The sequence below is a fragment of the Paenibacillus pabuli NBRC 13638 genome (genome assembly GCF_001514495.1).
GTDB lineage: Bacteria > Bacillota > Bacilli > Paenibacillales > Paenibacillaceae > Paenibacillus > Paenibacillus pabuli.
Genome location: NZ_BCNM01000028.1, coordinates 25162 through 43114 on the forward strand (window position 1 = coordinate 25162; position 17953 = coordinate 43114).

Sequence of the window (17953 nt, forward strand, 5' to 3'; positions counted from 1 at the left end):
AATGAATTAAAAGAACCGCATATGATTGAGTGTATTGCTCGATCCATGCGGTTCATTATTTATTAGGCTGAAACGTTCAACTCTTTCAATACGGCAATCTCATCACAGCAATTCTGTTTGCTGCAATGAACGCAGTCCGTCCATACTTTTTCCGGGAAAATCTCCTTTTCCACAACAGCGAAGCCATTTTTCAAGAAAAAAGAGACCTCATATGTCAACGCCATGACCTTGGGAATCTGTTGTTTCTCCGCTTCCTCTACCAATCGGTCCAGCAGCAGTGAGCCAATGCCCATGCCTTTGTGACCTTCCGAGATGCCAAGGGATCTGACTTCCACCAAATCATTCCCCAGACGGCAAAGTGATCCACAACCTACAACTTCACCGTTCACTTCAGCTACAACAAAGTGCTCCAGCTGCCGCTGCAGTACTTCCCGTGAACGCGGAAGCATGATTCCACGCTCTGCATAGCCCTTAATCATTTCAAATAATGGTTCAACATCTTCCGGTACGGCTTTTCTGCATATGGCCGACATCCAGCTCTCCTCCTAATAAGAAGCTTTCCAGAGGAAAGCCAACTTCGTAGTTGTATAAATTACACGCTCTGTAAAATCAATATGAATAAATATACAACAGAGCGTATATAATTTCAAGCTACGAATTCAGCGATATCGACCCGATAAACTCGGCAAAAACGTCATTTCCGAATAGGATGCCCTGCTCACTAAGCCGGAAGCCATCTGGCGTCTTCTCAAGCAGTCCTGCATTCAACATTTTGCTTAAAGGCTTCGCAAACACTTCCTCCATAGACTCCCCGAACTGTTCGCTGAACCGCGATGATGAAGCGCCTTCCAGCATTCTCAGTCCAACCATCAGGTAATCTTCCATCGCCTCGGCACGGCTGATCTCAAAATGATCAAGACGCGGCAGCCCTGCTTTGGAGGCTTCAACATACGGGTTTATACCTTTAATATTCATATGACGTTCACGGCCCACATATCCATGTGCACCTGCACCCAGACCGTAATAGTCCTCATTCCGCCAATACGTAATATTGTGACGACTCTCAAAGCCAGGTTTGGCAAAGTTACTGATCTCGTATTGTCCGTAACCCGCTTCTTTCATACGCTTCATTAACAGAAGATACATTTGCAGCTCGTCATCTTCATGAGGAAGCGGCAATTGATTTTTCTGATATAGCGTATGGAAAAGGGTATTCTCTTCCACCTTGAGACTGTATATGGAGTAATGCGGCAGATCCAGTTCCAGCGCTTTGTCGATACTCTCGTTCAGCATCTCAACCGTCTGGTTTGGCAAACCAAACATGAGGTCAATGGACAAGTTATGCAATCCAGCTGCTCTAGCGTTCTCCAGACTACGGTATACATCATCTGTATTATGAATCCGGCCAATGCCTGTAAGCAGATCATTTTGAAATGCCTGTACCCCGAAGCTGACGCGGTTAACCCCGCCTTCCTTCATGACGGCAAGCTTCTCCGCATCGGTCGTGCCCGGGTTTGCTTCCATCGAGAATTCGATATCATCCGCCCAGTTTGGGAAATAGGTCTTAACTGATTTCAGGAATACGGCCATTTCATCCGGCTTCAATGCAGTCGGCGTGCCGCCGCCCACAAATATGGTTTTGATTTCTCCCGGCGGATTCGCTTGGACCGTATGTTCCATCTCCCGTTCCAGCGCTTCAAGGTATTGCATTACAGGCTGGTCCTTCAATACATAGGAGTTAAAATCGCAGTAGAAACATTTATTTGTGCAAAAGGGAATGTGAAGATACACCGCTTGGGGTGCACCTGTTTTCCGGCTGTGTGCTGCCAATGTCATGGCAAGTCCCCCTCTATTTGAAAAAAGGAAAGCCATCCGGCTTCCCTTTCAGCTTGGTTTATTGGTTATTCTGTGATGTAACTACGTTTGCAAGCAAACGTCCTACAATTCAATTTTGATACACACACTCAGTGTTGTACCCAAGACAAAATATCGTTTATCCTTTCATACACAAATTATTGTTGTACCAAAAGGATTCACATGACGTTTGCAAGCAAACGTCCTAATCATCAATTTTCAGCACCGCCATGAACGCTTCCTGCGGCACCTCTACGTTACCGACCTGCTTCATCCGCTTCTTACCTTCCTTCTGCTTCTCAAGCAGTTTCCGTTTCCGCGAGATGTCACCGCCATAACACTTGGCAAGTACGTTTTTACGCATCGCTTTTACCGTTTCACGAGCTACAACCTTGGTTCCTACAGATGCCTGGATCGGCACCTCAAACATTTGCCGTGGAATCAGCTCGCGCAGCTTCTCACAGATAATGCGTCCACGGTTATACGCACGGTCACGGTGAACGATGAAGGACAGGGCATCGACCTGCTCCCCATTAAGCAAGATGTCCATTTTTGCCAGATTGGACTGACGATAACCGGACAGTTCATAGTCAAACGATGCATATCCTTTGGTGCTTGATTTCAACTGGTCAAAGAAGTCATATACAATCTCGGACAACGGAATCTCATACGTAATGGTAACCCGAGTTGTGTCCAAATATTCCATATTCACATATTCACCACGTTTGTTCTGACAAAGCTCCATAATGGTACCCACATAATCATTCGGTACGATGATCGAAGCCTTCACATACGGTTCCTCAACAAAATCAATTCTTCCCACTTCAGGATAGTTGGATGGGTTATCGATTTGCATCACTTCACCGTTGGTCAGCGTTACGTGGTAGATTACACTTGGTGCGGTCGTGATCAACGGAATGTTGAACTCACGTTCAATCCGCTCCTGAATAACATCCATGTGAAGCAGTCCAAGGAATCCACAACGGAATCCAAAACCGAGTGCACTGGAAGTCTCCGGCTCAAAGCTGAGCGACGCATCGTTCAACTGTAATTTCTCCAGCGCTTCACGCAGGTCAACATAATCCGATGTTTCAATCGGATAGAGACCGCAGTAAACCATTGGATTGATTTTACGGTAACCCGGTAAAGGTTCCGCTGTTGGATTTTTGGCGTCTGTTACCGTATCCCCGACTTGGGTATCCCCCACATGCCGGATTCCTGCAACGACAAAACCAACATCACCCACGTTCAGCTCGTCCACAATCGTCATCCGAGGTTTAAACGCGCCTACCTCGATAACTTCGAATGATTTTCCTGTTGCCATCATTTTGATTTTGGAACCGGACTTGATTTTACCGTCAATGACACGAATATACACGATAACACCTTTGTATGGGTCATAGTGCGAGTCAAAAATCAGTGCTTTCAAGGGCTGGTCAGGGTCCCCTTGTGGCGCAGGCACACTTTGCACCACTTGTTCCAGAATCTCTTTGATCCCGATGCCTGCTTTGGCTGAAGCCAGTACCGCATTGCTCGTGTCCAATCCAATGACATCTTCCACTTCCTGCTTTACCCGATCCGGGTCAGCACTTGGAAGGTCAATTTTGTTAATGACCGGTAAAATTTCGAGATCATTATCTAATGCCAGATACACGTTAGCCAGCGTCTGGGCTTCAATACCCTGGGCCGCATCCACCACCAATAAAGCACCTTCACATGCAGCAAGGCTGCGGGACACTTCATATGTGAAGTCTACGTGTCCAGGCGTATCAATCAGATTCAAAAGATACTCTTCGCCGTCATCGGCTTTGTAAGTCAGCGCTACCGCCTGCAGCTTGATCGTAATTCCACGCTCGCGTTCAAGCTCCATTTGGTCTAATACTTGTTCTTGCATTTCCCGTGTAGTAAGCGCACCTGTGTACTCCAAGATCCGGTCCGCAAGTGTTGATTTGCCGTGATCTATATGTGCAATAATTGAAAAGTTACGAATTTTACGTTGTCTTGCCCGAATGTCAGTCATTCCTTACCCCCAGAAACAGCCTAGTGTCAATCACTTCATTATAACAGTTGATGCAGGGTGCATCAATCCCGCGTTGCCTCAACTTTATCATAACCGTTACAATAGCCAACTCCAAGGGTTTAGTTTGCCTGTATTCCAGGGCGTTTTATTCAGCTACACCGCTAAATAAGGAGACGACCCACTTCATTCCGTTATGGGACAGATTTTGAAGGAGCCCCGCGGTTTTATCAGCGAGCACGTCGACAGGGGCCTTGTTCTGTTCTGCACCGAGTACCTGGCTCGGAGTGAGAACGGGCACAACAGGCACTTCCTTAACCTCCTGTTGGACGGGCTTGATTGGCACAGATTCGGCTGTTGGTGACACAGGCTCTGTTTTTACAACGGCCGGGTTGCCTCCCGAATCATTACCCATATGAAAGTTGCTGCCAGCCAGCTGCATTCCGAACAGAACACCCAGCAGCATTAGTACGCAGATGGAAAATAATCTTTTACCGAATCTGGACACCATCTTCGCCTCCTGTCTATATTTCTAGTTCTTACATATTGAAATGGCTTAGCCGCCTTTTGATGTTTTAACTGCGCTCGCTTTGTCCACTTTCTGTTCCTCCCAGTACACTTGTGCAATCATGTCGGCTAGTACTTTGGAGGTTCGTTCCAATTCAGCAGCCGTATTGTCGATACCACCAATTTCGATCAAAATGCTATTGGGTGAGAGCGTCTGATTGTATTCACCATTGTTGGCTCCGCCGCCGTCCTTACCCCAGACGCCCCGGGATACCCCCGGATACTTCGCTTCAAGCTTTTTATGAATTTTCGCCGCAAAGGCTTCATTTTGCTGCCAATTTGGATTCTCATGTCCAATAATGAAATATACTTTGGCATAACCCAAATTATTAATGGTTGTTGTTGTTTTGCTATGACGTTGTGAATCACGGTGTATATCAATGAGGTATGTGAGATCGTCATTTTGAGCCAGCGCAGCTTTCACGGTCTGACGGGAGTATTTATAGGAATAGTTCCAGTTATAATCCTTAACTTTGGTTGGATAATCTTCTTTGGCATGTTCCACTCCGATTCCCAGCTTTTCGAGACTGTCAGACAAGTAGGTTCCCACTTGAAAAACGTTTCCTGTGGATTTACCAGAGGACGGATTGTCACTCTTCGTGCCAAGAAGCGGATTATACCCTTCACGCGGATGGGAATGGTAGACAAGAACTGCCTTTTTCCCTGTCGTCGGTGTGCTTGGATCATCTTTCCCGCCACTCTTTGGTGGCGGATCTTCCTTCACTTCGCCATCATCGGACCCTTTCGGATCGGATGGCTCGCTGTGGTCTTGACCTGGTGGAACATGCTGTTCACCGCCCGACTTCCCTCCACCTGTAGATGCAGTATCCGTGAGTCCCGGACCCGGCTGGTAGTCTTCCGGTGCTTCCGATTTTTCATTTCCCGAGCCAGGTCGCAGCAAGACGGGCTGATTCGAACCCATACCCGGCATTTCTCTAGCGATCAAGCTTTTCGGGTCCTGCGGATTCACATTCGTCAGCAACTGGAATACAAATGAAGTCAGGTTCTCACCGGAAAACGCAGAGGTCTGTTCCTTCTGTGTAAGGTGCGGCATTTCCATGCCGAGCATGTCCACAAAAAAACGGCTTGATACGGCACCCGCAAATCCTTTCATGGAAGAAACCGGTGAGTTATTCAAACGTTTCTCTGCCATTCCCCCTAGACCGAGTACTACAAAAAACAAGGCAGATATGATCATAAGCAACAACAACGTACGGCCCATGGCCAGCACGTGCAGACATCTTTTTTTCCATTTACCAATATTCCAGGCCAATATTTTGTTCATGCCTCTGTCTCCTTCCCTGCTGGACAACGCTTATACTTCAACTCTATGAGCCTGCCAGATTTGATAGAACAGGAAAAAGAAGATTGCACCAAAAAAAAGAAAGTCCGATAGATTCGAACCTTCTTTGCAAGAGTTTCAGACATTTAACATTCGATATCAACCGTAATCAATGGGTGTAGGCAGCTACATTCTCAGCATTAACCGCATCATGGAGCGCAGCATTAAGTCCTGTTGCAATAATGTTGGCAATATCCTCGACAAATTCATCGATTTCCTTGGGGGTAACGATCAGATCATGTCCCAGGGGCTCGAGCACCTCTTTTACCAAACTGAGCCGGTCATTCTCACTAATGTCGTCCAGCATGCCCATAATCTGTTTCGTCTGATCCGTCTCCTGCTGAAAATGGGTACGCATCATTTCGATAACGTTATTCACGATGGTCGATGCATAACATACGGTAGGCACCCCAATCGCAATGCAGGGTACACCCAATATCTCTTGCGTTAACCCGCGTCGCTTGTTACCAATGCCTGAGCCAGGATGGATACCAATGTCCGCCACCTGAATCGTTGTGTTGACACGCTCCAGTGAACGTGAAGCCAAGGCATCAATGGCTATGATGGCATCCGGCTTGGTTCGATCCACGATCGCTTGCACGATGTCACTGGACTCAATGCCTGTTGTACCCAGCACCCCGGGGGCAATTGCACTGACTTCCCGATAGCCAGGGGCAACCTGATCCGGCACTAATTCAAAATACTGACGGGTAACCATCAGATTTTCTACCACCAACGGACCGAGAGAATCTGGTGTTACGTTCAGGTTGCCCAGTCCCACAATCAAAATCTTGGACGTCTTGTTAACGCCCGCCTTGGCCAAAAAGCCTTCCATTTCCCGCGTAAATTCTGCGGCAACCCGCTCCTGAAGCCCGGTATCGCCGTTACGAAGTGCCGGGACCTCCAATGTGACATAATGCCCCTTCACACGCCCAATTGCTGTGGCGGCGGCATCATCAAGCACATCAATACGCGTAATGGTAATCCCGTCTTTCTGATCCACATCTTCCCGCAGCCCGGGAATCGTCTGCTGCTGTTTACCCTGAGCCATTTCCTTGGAGTCAATTGCCAAATCGGTACGAACTGTATAGTTTTGCAAATCCAGTGTCATCTGTCCCTGCCTCCCTTAACGCATTTGAGCATATTGTGTGGGAAAATGATGTGCTTTATGCAGTACTGTCGAACTTCATAGGAAAATTGGTTGCAATTTGCATGCTAGCGTGCTAGAATATTTTAAGTTGTGAAACGTTTGTATTCATGCAAATGCCTTACAGGAGGTGAATGTAATGCCAAACATCAAATCCGCTGTTAAACGCGTAAAAACGAGCGACAAGCGCCGCGCACTCAACGCTTCCCAGAAATCCGCACTCCGTACAGCTGTTAAAGCTGCTGATGCTGCTCTGGTAAGTAACGAAGTTGATACTGCAAAAGCTGCGATTCAAGCTGCTTCCAAAAAGCTGGACAAGGCTGTAACTAAAGGTCTGGTTCATAAAAATGCTGCAGCCCGCAAAAAGTCTCGCTTGGCGAAAAAACTGAACGCTCTTTCCGCACAAGCGTAAGAAGCGTTACTTATACGATCTAATGGAAAAATCCTGAACAGCACGAGCTTTCAGGATTTTTTAGTATCTGATTCTATAAGCACTCGAACAAAGCGGCTTCTAATTCGAAGATCCACCATCAACGAATTAGAGGCCGCTTTGTTGTATTATTAGGCTTCTTCACAAGCTAATTTTTATGCTCCAAGTCTTAACAAGAACAGCTCAAGTCCCAGCACTTTATCCACTGCGCCCGTCTTCATCTGATAGTCCAGCTCACTGAGATGGCTCAGAATCAGCCTCAACCGTTCGGCCTGAAATTTCCGGGCCTGTTCACCAGCAATTTTGACAGCATAGGGATGCAAACCAAGCTGGCTGGCAATTTGCTGTTGGGAGTAGCTCTGCTGCCCCAATTCTTTCACCTGGATCATGATCCGGAACTGACGGGCGATCAACGCTGCAATTTTGATCGGTTCTTCACGCTGCTTCAGCAACTCATAAAAGAGACCCAAAGCCTTCTCCAAGCGTAAATTAGCCAGCTCCTCCACCAGCGCAAACACATTCTGCTCGGTGCTTCGCGCCACCAATGACTCAATATCCGCGCGTTTAATTGTACCTCCGTTGCCCGCGAACAAACACAATTTGTCCACTTCCGCAGATAACGTCTGCAGGCCTGTCCCTGCGTAACTTACCAGTGTATCAGCTGCTCCAGACTCAAATGATACATCCCGCTGCTTGGCCAGTTTCAAAATCCAATGAATCAGCTCCTCACCACTTAACGGAGCGAACGCCAGGACAACAGCTTGTTTCTTGGCTGCCTTCACAAGTTTTTTACGCTCATCCAGCTTATCCCCTTGAGCCAGAAAAACAATAATACTATAATCTGCCGGATTGTCCATATATGTTAGCAGCCGGTCAATCTGGTGATCAATCTTGGAATCCTTGCCGGCTGTGAACAGATTGGCATCGCGAACGATAATGAGTTTACGCGGGACAAGAAAAGGAACCGTCTCCGCTTCTTCAATAACCACTTCCACAGCTGTTTCAGACAGATCATACGGAATGATCGCAAATTCACGGTGCTCTTCTTCAATCACCTGTTGTTTTAGCATATCCGTAAATTGCTGTATCTGGTATTTCTCCGTTCCGTACAGCACATATACCGGAGCTGTTTCCCCATTACGTATTGCCTTTGTTGCACTTTTTACATCCATCACGGTGCCCCCTTATCCCTCTTATCCTACCAGAAAACGTGACAGACAACAAAGGGACCTTACATCCGATTAACGGATGAAGGCCCCTGTCCTACATCTATATAAACGCGGACACCAACGATTCTAGAAAAGGCTGGTGCGCGGTCATACGACGTCAGTTGTTCCAACTGAGATAGGACGTTTTTGGTTAATTCCATTATATTCTGTCACTCCTGGAGTGTTCGGCAAATCTAAAGGGCAAACATCTGATTTACAGCCTATTTACCTGAAGTTCCACTTGAAGGAGTAGACACATTAAACGATTTCTTTGTAGTTGTCCCATCTTGATCTGTCTCATAACTGAATACGGTACTATCATTGGACCAGCTGGCCGATTTCAGTGTACCCTCCACACTGCGCTGCTCAACCAGATTAAGAACATCCGAGTCAGCCGCAGGTTTGGAGTAGATGCTGATTTGATCTCCGATCAGCATGACCAGGTAGGCTCCATCCGGTGATTTCCATTCTTTGGGTGCCGTGGTGGTCGCTGCACCCTGATCTGTGGCGGCAAATCCTTTTCCGCCAGACGCATCCATTTCCGTTTCCGAATCAGGTGTCGTGTTTGCACTCTCTGTCGGATCTTCTACCTTCAGATCAGGCATATCCTGAGAAGTGAATAATTGTGAGTCGTTTGTTTCCGGCTCTGATGGTTTACGATCTTCAGAGACTGCCGGTGGTACGGTCGGAGTAGTAGAATCCTGGTTTTTTTCCTGCCCGGCATTCTTCGAGCTATCCCCAGCATCGGAACTTGAAGGGGGTTCTTTTGTTTCACTACCCTTGTTCGTGTTCGGTTCTGTTCCGACAGCTGGCTGCTTAGGAGTAATGTCCTGCTTTCCTTCAGGCTCATTTACCTGGTCCGTGCCATCTGCTTCTGGAGCAGCATCCTCAGCTCGCTTATCTTCGGTCAACGGCTGTTCTGAACGGTCAGCCCCCATACTGTCATCGCTCTCTGAGGAAGAATATCCTTCATTGTTGATCTCTCTGCTCATTGGGTTTTGATCCGTGTTCCCACTTTCTTGGGTACTTCCTGTGCTCATCATCATTTCGGCATTTTCTATCTTCTCTGGCTGATACCCGAAGATTGCAACGCCCAGAACAACAGCTGCTGCCGCTGCACCCACGGACATTCGACCTGCCATAGAGTTGAGCCATTTTTGCTTCGTTTTCCGCTCACTTGATCGCTGTAAGTTTTCAAATGCAGCAGGGACAGGACTCATTTCCTGTAATGTACTGCTTTGTTCCCTCTTTGCTTCGTCAATTGCATCCAGTTGCGGCATAATGGCATCAACCAGACTGAATCTCGGGGTTACCTGCGGCAAATCTTCCAGTTCTCTGGAGAGAGCTCTGAGCAAACTAAAATTTTCAGCGCACTCCGGACACTTCGCTACATGCTGTAGCATCTGCTCGGTTTCCGCCTCGCCCAGATCATGATCCAGATACCGGTGCATCCATTCCACCACCTCTTCGCATTTCATCCTGTCACACCACCTTTCTGATAATCCTGTAGTAGATTCTGTAATTGCTGTCTGGCTCTGAATAAATAAGATTTAACCGTATTCAACGGAAGATCAAGGCAATCCGCAATTTCGTTATAAGATAAGTCCTGCAAATATCGTAGAACAATAACGGTGCGATGATGCTCAGGCAGCTTGTTGATCGCATCCTGAATATCCTTTGCCACATACGTGGACATGACTTCGAATTCAACATCCTGATTATCCTGAAAAACCATGTCATGCTCGTCAATGGAAACGGAGGGCTTGGTTCTTCTGAATTTGTCAATACAGATATTCGTGACGATGCGCTGGACCCATGTCTTAAACTGGGCCTTTTCCTCATATGAATTAATCTTGGTGTAAATTCGGATCAATGCTTCCTGAGCAGCATCCAAAGCGTCCTGTTCATTATTGAGAATGTAATATGCGGTCCGATAAACATGCTGTTCAATGTCCCGCAATAGGGTAATTAGAGCGTCGCGATCGCCCGATTGAGCGGCTCTGATGAGTTCCGGCTCTACCACAAAGGATCCCCCTCTCCCTGCAACCTTACAGACGTGATCATCAATAAAATTGTTGCAAAGTTAAGTATTTTTTTTATATTGCCATAACAAAATAACGGCTTATGTATTGGGGCCGCTGAAATCTTCTCTTAGAATAACAGAAATTGCATAACGAGTCACCAAGCCCGCTCAAAAGTCATTCCATTACTTACACGACTCAATTTATTTACAATGGCATACATTATAGCTAGCAACACTTATCGCGTTGAAATTAAGAAAAATTCAAATTTTGTTCAAATTTAAGCTCATTTTAATGTAATTTTCATGAAAATAGTTTATTGTAAATTTACATTCATAACACGAGGTGATGAGCATGCCAGCTCTTGCAAAAATTCAAGCGTTAAAAGAACAAATGCCCAAAGAATATCAAAGCATATCCCATTTTGTGGAACATGCACTTCAATCTATTGATACCCTGGTTGAGGAACATCGAAAATATACCGCTGCACAAGCATTATACGGCGATAAAATCGTTGGATCGGAAGAACGCTTGTACCGGGAAACTGTATTGGACGTGAGAGCACAGCTCTTGTTGACACTGGAGAAAACCGTAGAGGATCTGCTGCACAAAGGCGACAAACATTGGAGTAAACATTTTAAAGACGGCGTTGAATAATTCGCTGTTATAATTTCATTCCAATTAGCCCGCTTCCCGATATCTCCCCGAGGAGTATTTCTGGAAGCGGGCTTTTGGTTTCATTCTGCGTGGGCCAAGAACGACCGAATGGAACCACTTATGATTTATTTCTGAGCTAGGATAATATAGATGGACTGGTTAGCAATTTTGATCGACGGGTAGAGTTTATTAACAATGGTAAAGCCAGCATCCATGATTTCAACTTCCATATCTTTAGAAGAAACTCTCGGACCCTTAGAAGCTTCCGTCTTCTCAAGCTCAATGCATAAGAACAAGCCCTTATCTTTTAAAATTCTGTTAATTTCTTTTAAGGCAATGGAAAGTGGTTGAACTTCGTGTAAAGCAATTGAAGCAATAGCTGTATCAATAAACTGGTTATCTAACGGAATATCTTTGAAGTTTCCTACGACCGATTTGATGTTTGCTATGCCTCTGTTCTTGGCTAGCGTTTCCATGTAATCCAGAACATCTTTGTCACAATCCAAAGCATATACGGTTTGAACTCGTTCAGCGATGGAAAGTGAAATGTAACCGGTACCCGCTCCCAGATCCAATACTTTGTCGTTTTTGTTGACAGGTAAGAACTCCATTAATTGATCAGCTGGAAACCTCTCCGTATTATCTAAGGTGCTAATTTTCTTTTGTAATTTTGGATTCATATCATTTTCCTCCTCTATTAAAGATATAACAACTCTTTAATAACTATATTATATTTTCATCTCCCTGTAAATAGTAATCCTTACAATTAACCTGATGTGCTCAATTCCAGGCATCGTAGTTTTAACACATCCGGTAATGAAGGGGCAATCACCACCAGCTGCTCCAAAAAAATGCCGCTCAATGGCGGCATTTTAAAGTTCTATCTTTTCTCAGCATCACTTCCAAGCTACATAAGTTCTCTTTCTTTGCTACCCCAACCCTAATTAGAGCGTCTCAACCAATTTCTGAATCTTGGAGTGGGAAATTAAATATACAGGACCCATTATTTCTGTTTTGCCGCCCTTTACACGTATAGCGCTCTCCTGTTCTGCCGCGTAAACATCAATCTCTTCAGACAAAGGGAACAGGTAGCCTTGAACCAGCGCATCGTAGTCGAGCCTGGCATGAGATTCGTAGGCAAACTGATCAAAGCCTATACCATCATAAATAGTAGTTTTTTCAACCTTATGGCCAGCGTTTTTCGAGGATAACCATTTTGCAGCCATGTTTAACGCACCAGCGCTGGCACCCATTATAACGGCATTGCAGTTCTTAATAACATCAGATAATTCATATTCCGCCAAAAAATCGTTCTGCAAAACAGGATCTCCACCGCATAAAAAAATGACAGAAGCGTTTCGAATTAATCGCTGGGCATCTTCCTTCTGCATGCGGTAGTCAATGAAATGATATTCATCAAAAATAATGTTAGCCTGATTAAACCATGTCCTTTCAAAAACATCATCCATGTTAACTTGCTTATCTTTATAACCAGACGGTTGAGCGCTAATCATAACAAGCGATTTTCTGTCTGTTATATCCTCATGCAACAATTTGACCAGCTTCTCTGGAAAAAAATCATTAAACCAACTGAGATAGTAGCGGGTTTTCAAACTTCATTACCTCCATATGTACTATTTACATTCATCCATACTTAACCACAAAACATATTGTACACGCTAGAAAGATGAACGGTTCTTCAGCCATTTCGTTTACACACCCTTGTACACTTTTCCTAAATCCAACACTATATTACCATAACATGGAACTGGAGTATGAGAAATATGTTTCCACGTTAACCTGCCAGATAGCTTAGATTGCATTCTTAAAAGATTAACTCACAATCTCTATGCTCCCATACATCAAATAAGTTACCATCCAGATCCTCAAAAACAAAAAATTTCCCGTAAATGCCTTCATTGCTAATTCGTGTAACAGTAACTCCCTCTGATGCTAGTCTCATGTGTAATGATACAATATCATCTGTAAAAAAAGTTACAACCCACCTTGACCGTCCGTTTACTTCAAAAACAGCTCTGGTGTCATTATCAGATTCAATTAAATCAATTATTGGGCGGTTATCCCTGAATAAACTTATATAATTCCCTCTATCGTTTCTGATGTTAAAACCAAAGTGACTAACAAACCATTCTCCAGATTTTTTTACATTTTTAACTGGAATTACATTATATGCGATTCCTAAGATCCTCCCATTTTCCATACCGCTTAGCCCCTTTCATAAACTTTATCTCCCATTATTTCATGTTGGCTATCGAATTATCCTGCCCGTTTAGTTGAATCACTTAGTTTTTAGTTCCCAATTGTATATCTACAAATGGTACATATTTGTCTGGTACAACTTCTTTATATACGCGTACAAAATGGACATTAAAGCTTGGATAAGGACATAATTCGTTCAATGCTAATACTCTCATTTCGTCAATTTCAGTCTCGTTCAAACCCCAACAGGTTTGCCCTAAGGTCAGATGAGGATGATACTTGTCCATTTCAAAGTATTGATCTAAATGTTCTTGAGATGGAGAAATCGCATTTACCAATCTTCTATGCAAATCAATTACATTCCTCGTTTCAACACTAAGAAATGTGATGGCGCTTCCAAACGACTCAGGTTCAGATAATGATAATGGAAAGCTTTGGATTTTCGAGCATGTTTGTCTTACACTTTCTAACCAATGTAGATCTTCTGTAAGACCACCCTGCGCTTTTACAGTGATGTGAGGCTCCACTACATCATTAAGACAGTTACTGGACCAACGATCACGAAATGCCACTATTTTTTTCTGATAACCATCTGGAGGGATAATTCCGATAAAATACTGCATTTTACAGTACACATCCTTTAATAATTTTTAGTTATATGTCTAATTGGTAAACAGTGTACGTTCCTGTCCTTTACTCGGGACAAGAACAAGGGACTAAGTTTGCCCCTCGACCCTTTTTGGACTTTAGCTTTATTTATATCACACGAATTCAACTAACTTCCTATCTATTTCGGCGATTTGCCCAATCTCCGATGTACCGTCCCAAAGGATAATTGAAGAAGCCTCATCGTTTTCAACAAAACCATCAAGTTGGTACAGTTCAGACATAAACAGAGCCCCATATTCTGTCCGTTCAGGTCCATGAAAACTTGGCTGAAGTCTAAACTTCATTAGACCTTTGAACTCGGCCGTGTCAATTATTTGATTGGTTTCCTCAAACAATTCTCTAATTACACATTGTTGAGCATTCTCTCCAGTTTCAATAATGCCTCCTGGCAGTTCCCATTGCTTTCTCCACTTATTATGCATGAAAAGATATTTTCCTTGGCACTTCACCACAATAAGAGCATGTGTTAATGGAGCATCCCATACAGGAGTGGTAATGACCTTATCATACTCGATATGAATAAACTCCAAAAAAATATTACCTCTTGAGTCTGTCATGATTGCCATTTTCACGCCTCCATTTCTTTTGTAACAAAAAAATAAAAAACGCGCCAGACTCTAAGTCCTGCGCGTTGCATATTGCAGGATGGGAAGCGCGAATAGCGTTAACCCATCCCCATTTTTAAGGAATGGATTAACGCTTTTCATGATGGTGAGTTTGTATTAATGTCAAAATAATAAACATCGTCTATTCTCCTAATCATCAGCATATGGGAATAATACCCATTATACTGCTTTGGAGTCAAGTGAAAATTCTTCTCATGTGCACGAATCCCCTTGATTGACAAGGATTTGTGCCGTTTTTATATCAATTGCTGTGGAGGTCATCCCTGATTAATTTATAACGCACATCGATCTTCCCATCTTTGATCTTCATCTGAACCTCACCCATTTGGTCTGTTCGGTAAATGTCTGTCTCTGCAGCCTCCAGCCTTTCAGGCACGCCCGGATTGGGATGGCCATATGTATTATTAACGCCAGCGGATATTACGGCGGTTTTGGCATTCCAGTACTGTAACCATGCTTCTGTGGACGAGGTTTTGCTGCCGTGGTGGGCAACCTTTAACACATCAATGGAGACAGGCATATTATTGTCCTTCTGATTGTCCCCCGAATGGAGTGTAAATATCTTCTGAACAGAATCATCTGCTAATGCAGCGTCGTCTGCATCATACGGTCCGAACGAGGCTGCGAGCGATCCATCCTGAATCATATAGAGCAGATCCTGCTCGGCAGCAGCATCCATATCACCCGTAAACAACAGTGAGGCTCCCGCCATCTCCAGCAAAAAGACAACCGAATCATGATTCTGATGTTCTGAGACGGGCAATCTCTCTCCCGTGTCTACCGCTTTCCCCAAATCCGGATATATAAAATGCAGTCTGGTTTCTCCATCCGGCACGTAGGACATCCCCTGCTCAATTGCATATAACGGAATCTTCTTCTCGATAACGGTATCCAGTAATTTCTCGAAATTGGCTGTACCGCTGGTTGTCCCGTTGAACATGAATCGTTCCACCGGAATCTGTTCCAGCACCGCCTGTAATCCTCCGGCATGATCCTGATCCGCATGGGTTACGATTACGGCATCCAGCCGATGAATGCCCCGCTTTTTCAATAAGGGAACTACCACCTTGGCCCCTACTTCGTATGGATCACGCCGTGTCTTCCACGACTGTTCAGGCTTTCCAAACTGGACCGTACCTCCACCATCGACCAAAATATGTTTGCCTCCCGGTGTTGTAATTAGTGTACTGTCTCCTTGTCCGATATCCAGAAATTGTACCACTCCCGTTCCGGCAGGCTGCGGTGTCTGGTATGCCCACCATAATCCGGCCACCAAGCTGAGAGCCAGCAGGGCACACATCCATTTGTGGAGCACGCCCATCCGTTCACCGGCATAAAATCCGGCCCCACGCGCTGCAAAAGCACTGGTATATTCCGGCCAGGCAATGGCAGCACTCAGCATCGTCATCGAGCCTTGCCCCGCTTCATGTGCACCTGTTTTTCTATCATGGGATGATATAGCAGACCGTGCAGACCATCCCAGAGCCCCTTGAGGCACCCCCCCAACAGATTGACGAACCAGCGGAGCTGTGTCCTCTTCTATCCCCTGAATACTGGGCCGATCCCCTCGGCCGCGATGAAGGATGCGCAAAAGCACGTAGAGAACGGCATAATATGCTGCAATCCACAGTAGCGATGGGGTAGCCCAGATCAGTACAAAACCAGGCAAACTATTCATCCACTCCACACTTACAAAGGTCAATTTGTTCAGCATAATAGCAATCCACGCCAAAGGTTTGGCCAAAGGCACCCATAGAAACGATAAAATCAAAGCAACCGTTCCAAGAGGAAGGACAATGGCACTGATCAAAGATACAAGCAGAAAATTGGCTACAAAGGAAAGCAGTGAGAACTGATTGAAATACAGAATGGTTACCGGAAAAGAAATGAGTTGTGCCGTCACCGTTACGGAGGCTGCTGCTGCCAGTGACTTGGGCCAGCTACGAAATAGCTGATGGATCAGTGGCATATAAATCATCAGTCCCGCTGTTACAAGGAAAGATAGCTGGAAGCTGACACTTAACAAAAAATAGGGATTCCACCACATCATCAACAACGCTGCTGCACTGATCATCTGCAATCCGTCCCTGGCTAATCCACGCCGTGCCATGTACAAACCAATCATGGACATGATTCCCGCACGAATGACCGATGGCGAACCGCCGGACAACAGGACATAGGCAGGTATAAGCAGCAGCACAATGGTGAGTGATGTCTCCCGGGTTAACCTGAGCCAGGATAAAAGGAGCAGCAGCGATGCCACATATACCGCGACATGTGTACCTGAGATCGCCAAGATATGAGTTAGGCCCAGCTGTGAAAATTGACCATAGGTATCTGGATCGATGTCACTTGCCATGCCGATAATCAGGCCTTTCATATAACCCCCATGTGGCTCAGGAAATATCTGATCAACCGCCGCGCCAAGTTTATGCCTGATGATGTCATTCCACCTCAGAATATTGAGCTTCTCCCAGCCTACGGGTGAGATGGTTGTTACCGAGCTGGCACCCTTCACTTTAAACAACCAGTGGATGTGGAGAGTTCTTAAGTAAATTCGATAATCAAAACCACCAAAGTTTCGTGCTTCGCCGGGGAGTGCAAGTGAACCTGTCAGCTTCACTGAATCTCCTCGTTTCCAGCCTGCTGCTACTTGCTGTTCTTCTTCCTCCATCAAGCGAACCTGGACCATCAGACGTTCTTGCAAAGTAAGCCTGGACCGATCTTTCGAAGCTGACTCCGATACTGTATCAGTAAGTGGCGGCACAGAAGTGATCTGCATCTCAAAGTCTGCCCGGTCCCCGTCTATGCGTACATCCGACATAAGCTTGCCTTCAAATGTAGCTGCCAAACCGTCCAATTCCTCCGCAGGTGTATGTGTAATCTCGGGCAGGCCACTCCGATTCCTTGCATCATTCCATTCCCAGTGCATGGCACCGCCAAGGAGTGCCCCAATCAGCAACAAGATGGACCAGCCTCGTATATCGATCATTCGTAGCAACAACGGCAGACATATGAAGGTGCCGATCATTCCCACGATCAGGGACCACCCTGATAACGCACATGCTATCCCGCTGCCGCATAACCAGCAGACTGTAAATACCAGCAAAGGTCTGCCTTTCATTCTCTCAGCCTCCTTCGTGTCATCTGTAAGAACGCAGAAAAACCCCCGGCAGCTGATACAGCAACCGGAGG

General features: G+C 45.4%; 17 protein-coding genes. 2 read left to right on the forward strand and 15 right to left on the reverse strand.

Annotated elements, in window-relative coordinates:
• Window positions 1-62: 62 nt before the first annotated feature.
• From PPA03S_RS28195 to gpr, 6 genes are all read right to left on the reverse strand, one after another.
• A complete protein-coding gene (locus PPA03S_RS28195) occupies window positions 63-533 on the reverse strand; it encodes an N-acetyltransferase (RefSeq protein ID WP_062328693.1) in 471 nt (156 codons plus the stop codon).
• A 118-nt stretch (window positions 534-651) separates the two neighbouring features.
• Window positions 652-1836, reverse strand: coding sequence for a radical SAM family heme chaperone HemW (gene hemW / locus PPA03S_RS28200; protein ID WP_062328697.1), 1185 nt, complete (start codon window positions 1834-1836; stop codon window positions 652-654).
• A gap of 223 nt (window positions 1837-2059) precedes the next feature.
• Window positions 2060-3874, reverse strand: coding sequence for a translation elongation factor 4 (gene lepA / locus PPA03S_RS28205; protein WP_062328700.1), 1815 nt, complete (start codon window positions 3872-3874; stop codon window positions 2060-2062).
• A 145-nt stretch (window positions 3875-4019) separates the two neighbouring features.
• The gene (locus PPA03S_RS28210) at window positions 4020-4382 is read right to left on the reverse strand and encodes a hypothetical protein (protein WP_062328703.1); all 363 of its coding nucleotides are present in this window, start codon (window positions 4380-4382) and stop codon (window positions 4020-4022) included.
• 45 nt (window positions 4383-4427) lie between these two features.
• A complete protein-coding gene (locus PPA03S_RS28215) occupies window positions 4428-5723 on the reverse strand; it encodes a stage II sporulation protein P (protein ID WP_062328706.1) in 1296 nt (431 codons plus the stop codon).
• Between the two features lie 166 nt (window positions 5724-5889).
• On the reverse strand, window positions 5890-6891 hold the full coding sequence (gpr, locus tag PPA03S_RS28220) for a GPR endopeptidase (RefSeq protein WP_062328709.1): 1002 nt from the start codon (window positions 6889-6891) through the stop codon (window positions 5890-5892).
• A gap of 175 nt (window positions 6892-7066) precedes the next feature.
• Between gpr and rpsT the strand changes: the two genes are divergently transcribed.
• Window positions 7067-7339 (forward strand): 30S ribosomal protein S20, encoded by a 273-nt coding sequence (gene rpsT, locus PPA03S_RS28225; RefSeq protein WP_024628504.1) that lies wholly within the window; start codon window positions 7067-7069, stop codon window positions 7337-7339.
• Between the two features lie 173 nt (window positions 7340-7512).
• Here the strand turns inward: rpsT and holA are convergent, their stop codons facing one another.
• The 3 genes from holA to PPA03S_RS28240 all read right to left on the reverse strand — a co-directional run bounded on the left by holA (window position 7513) and on the right by PPA03S_RS28240 (window position 10588).
• Window positions 7513-8529, reverse strand: coding sequence for a DNA polymerase III subunit delta (holA, locus tag PPA03S_RS28230; protein WP_062328712.1), 1017 nt, complete (start codon window positions 8527-8529; stop codon window positions 7513-7515).
• 257 nt (window positions 8530-8786) lie between these two features.
• Window positions 8787-10043 (reverse strand): anti-sigma factor, encoded by a 1257-nt coding sequence (locus PPA03S_RS28235; protein WP_062328715.1) that lies wholly within the window; start codon window positions 10041-10043, stop codon window positions 8787-8789.
• The gene (locus PPA03S_RS28240) at window positions 10040-10588 is read right to left on the reverse strand and encodes an RNA polymerase sigma factor (protein WP_062328718.1); all 549 of its coding nucleotides are present in this window, start codon (window positions 10586-10588) and stop codon (window positions 10040-10042) included. Before PPA03S_RS28240 ends, PPA03S_RS28235 begins: the two co-directional genes overlap by 4 nt.
• Before the next feature lie 352 nt (window positions 10589-10940).
• Between PPA03S_RS28240 and PPA03S_RS28245 the strand changes: the two genes are divergently transcribed.
• Entirely contained in the window at window positions 10941-11243 is a 303-nt protein-coding gene (locus PPA03S_RS28245) for a hypothetical protein (protein ID WP_053781298.1), read from the forward strand.
• 125 nt (window positions 11244-11368) lie between these two features.
• Here PPA03S_RS28245 and PPA03S_RS28250 read toward each other — a convergent pair whose 3' ends face one another.
• The 6 genes from PPA03S_RS28250 to PPA03S_RS28275 form a co-directional block, all read right to left on the reverse strand.
• Complete coding sequence (locus PPA03S_RS28250) at window positions 11369-11923, reverse strand: class I SAM-dependent methyltransferase (protein ID WP_062328723.1); 555 nt, start codon at window positions 11921-11923, stop codon at window positions 11369-11371.
• A 264-nt stretch (window positions 11924-12187) separates the two neighbouring features.
• Window positions 12188-12856 (reverse strand): Type 1 glutamine amidotransferase-like domain-containing protein, encoded by a 669-nt coding sequence (locus PPA03S_RS28255; protein ID WP_062328726.1) that lies wholly within the window; start codon window positions 12854-12856, stop codon window positions 12188-12190.
• 212 nt (window positions 12857-13068) lie between these two features.
• A complete protein-coding gene (locus tag PPA03S_RS28260; RefSeq protein ID WP_062328729.1) occupies window positions 13069-13464 on the reverse strand; it encodes a VOC family protein in 396 nt (131 codons plus the stop codon).
• 82 nt (window positions 13465-13546) lie between these two features.
• On the reverse strand, window positions 13547-14086 hold the full coding sequence (locus tag PPA03S_RS28265; protein ID WP_062328731.1) for a 2'-5' RNA ligase family protein: 540 nt from the start codon (window positions 14084-14086) through the stop codon (window positions 13547-13549).
• Between the two features lie 138 nt (window positions 14087-14224).
• On the reverse strand, window positions 14225-14698 hold the full coding sequence (locus tag PPA03S_RS28270; protein ID WP_062328734.1) for an NUDIX domain-containing protein: 474 nt from the start codon (window positions 14696-14698) through the stop codon (window positions 14225-14227).
• Between the two features lie 301 nt (window positions 14699-14999).
• Window positions 15000-17882 (reverse strand): ComEC/Rec2 family competence protein, encoded by a 2883-nt coding sequence (locus PPA03S_RS28275; protein ID WP_062328737.1) that lies wholly within the window; start codon window positions 17880-17882, stop codon window positions 15000-15002.
• Window positions 17883-17953 lie beyond the last annotated feature (71 nt).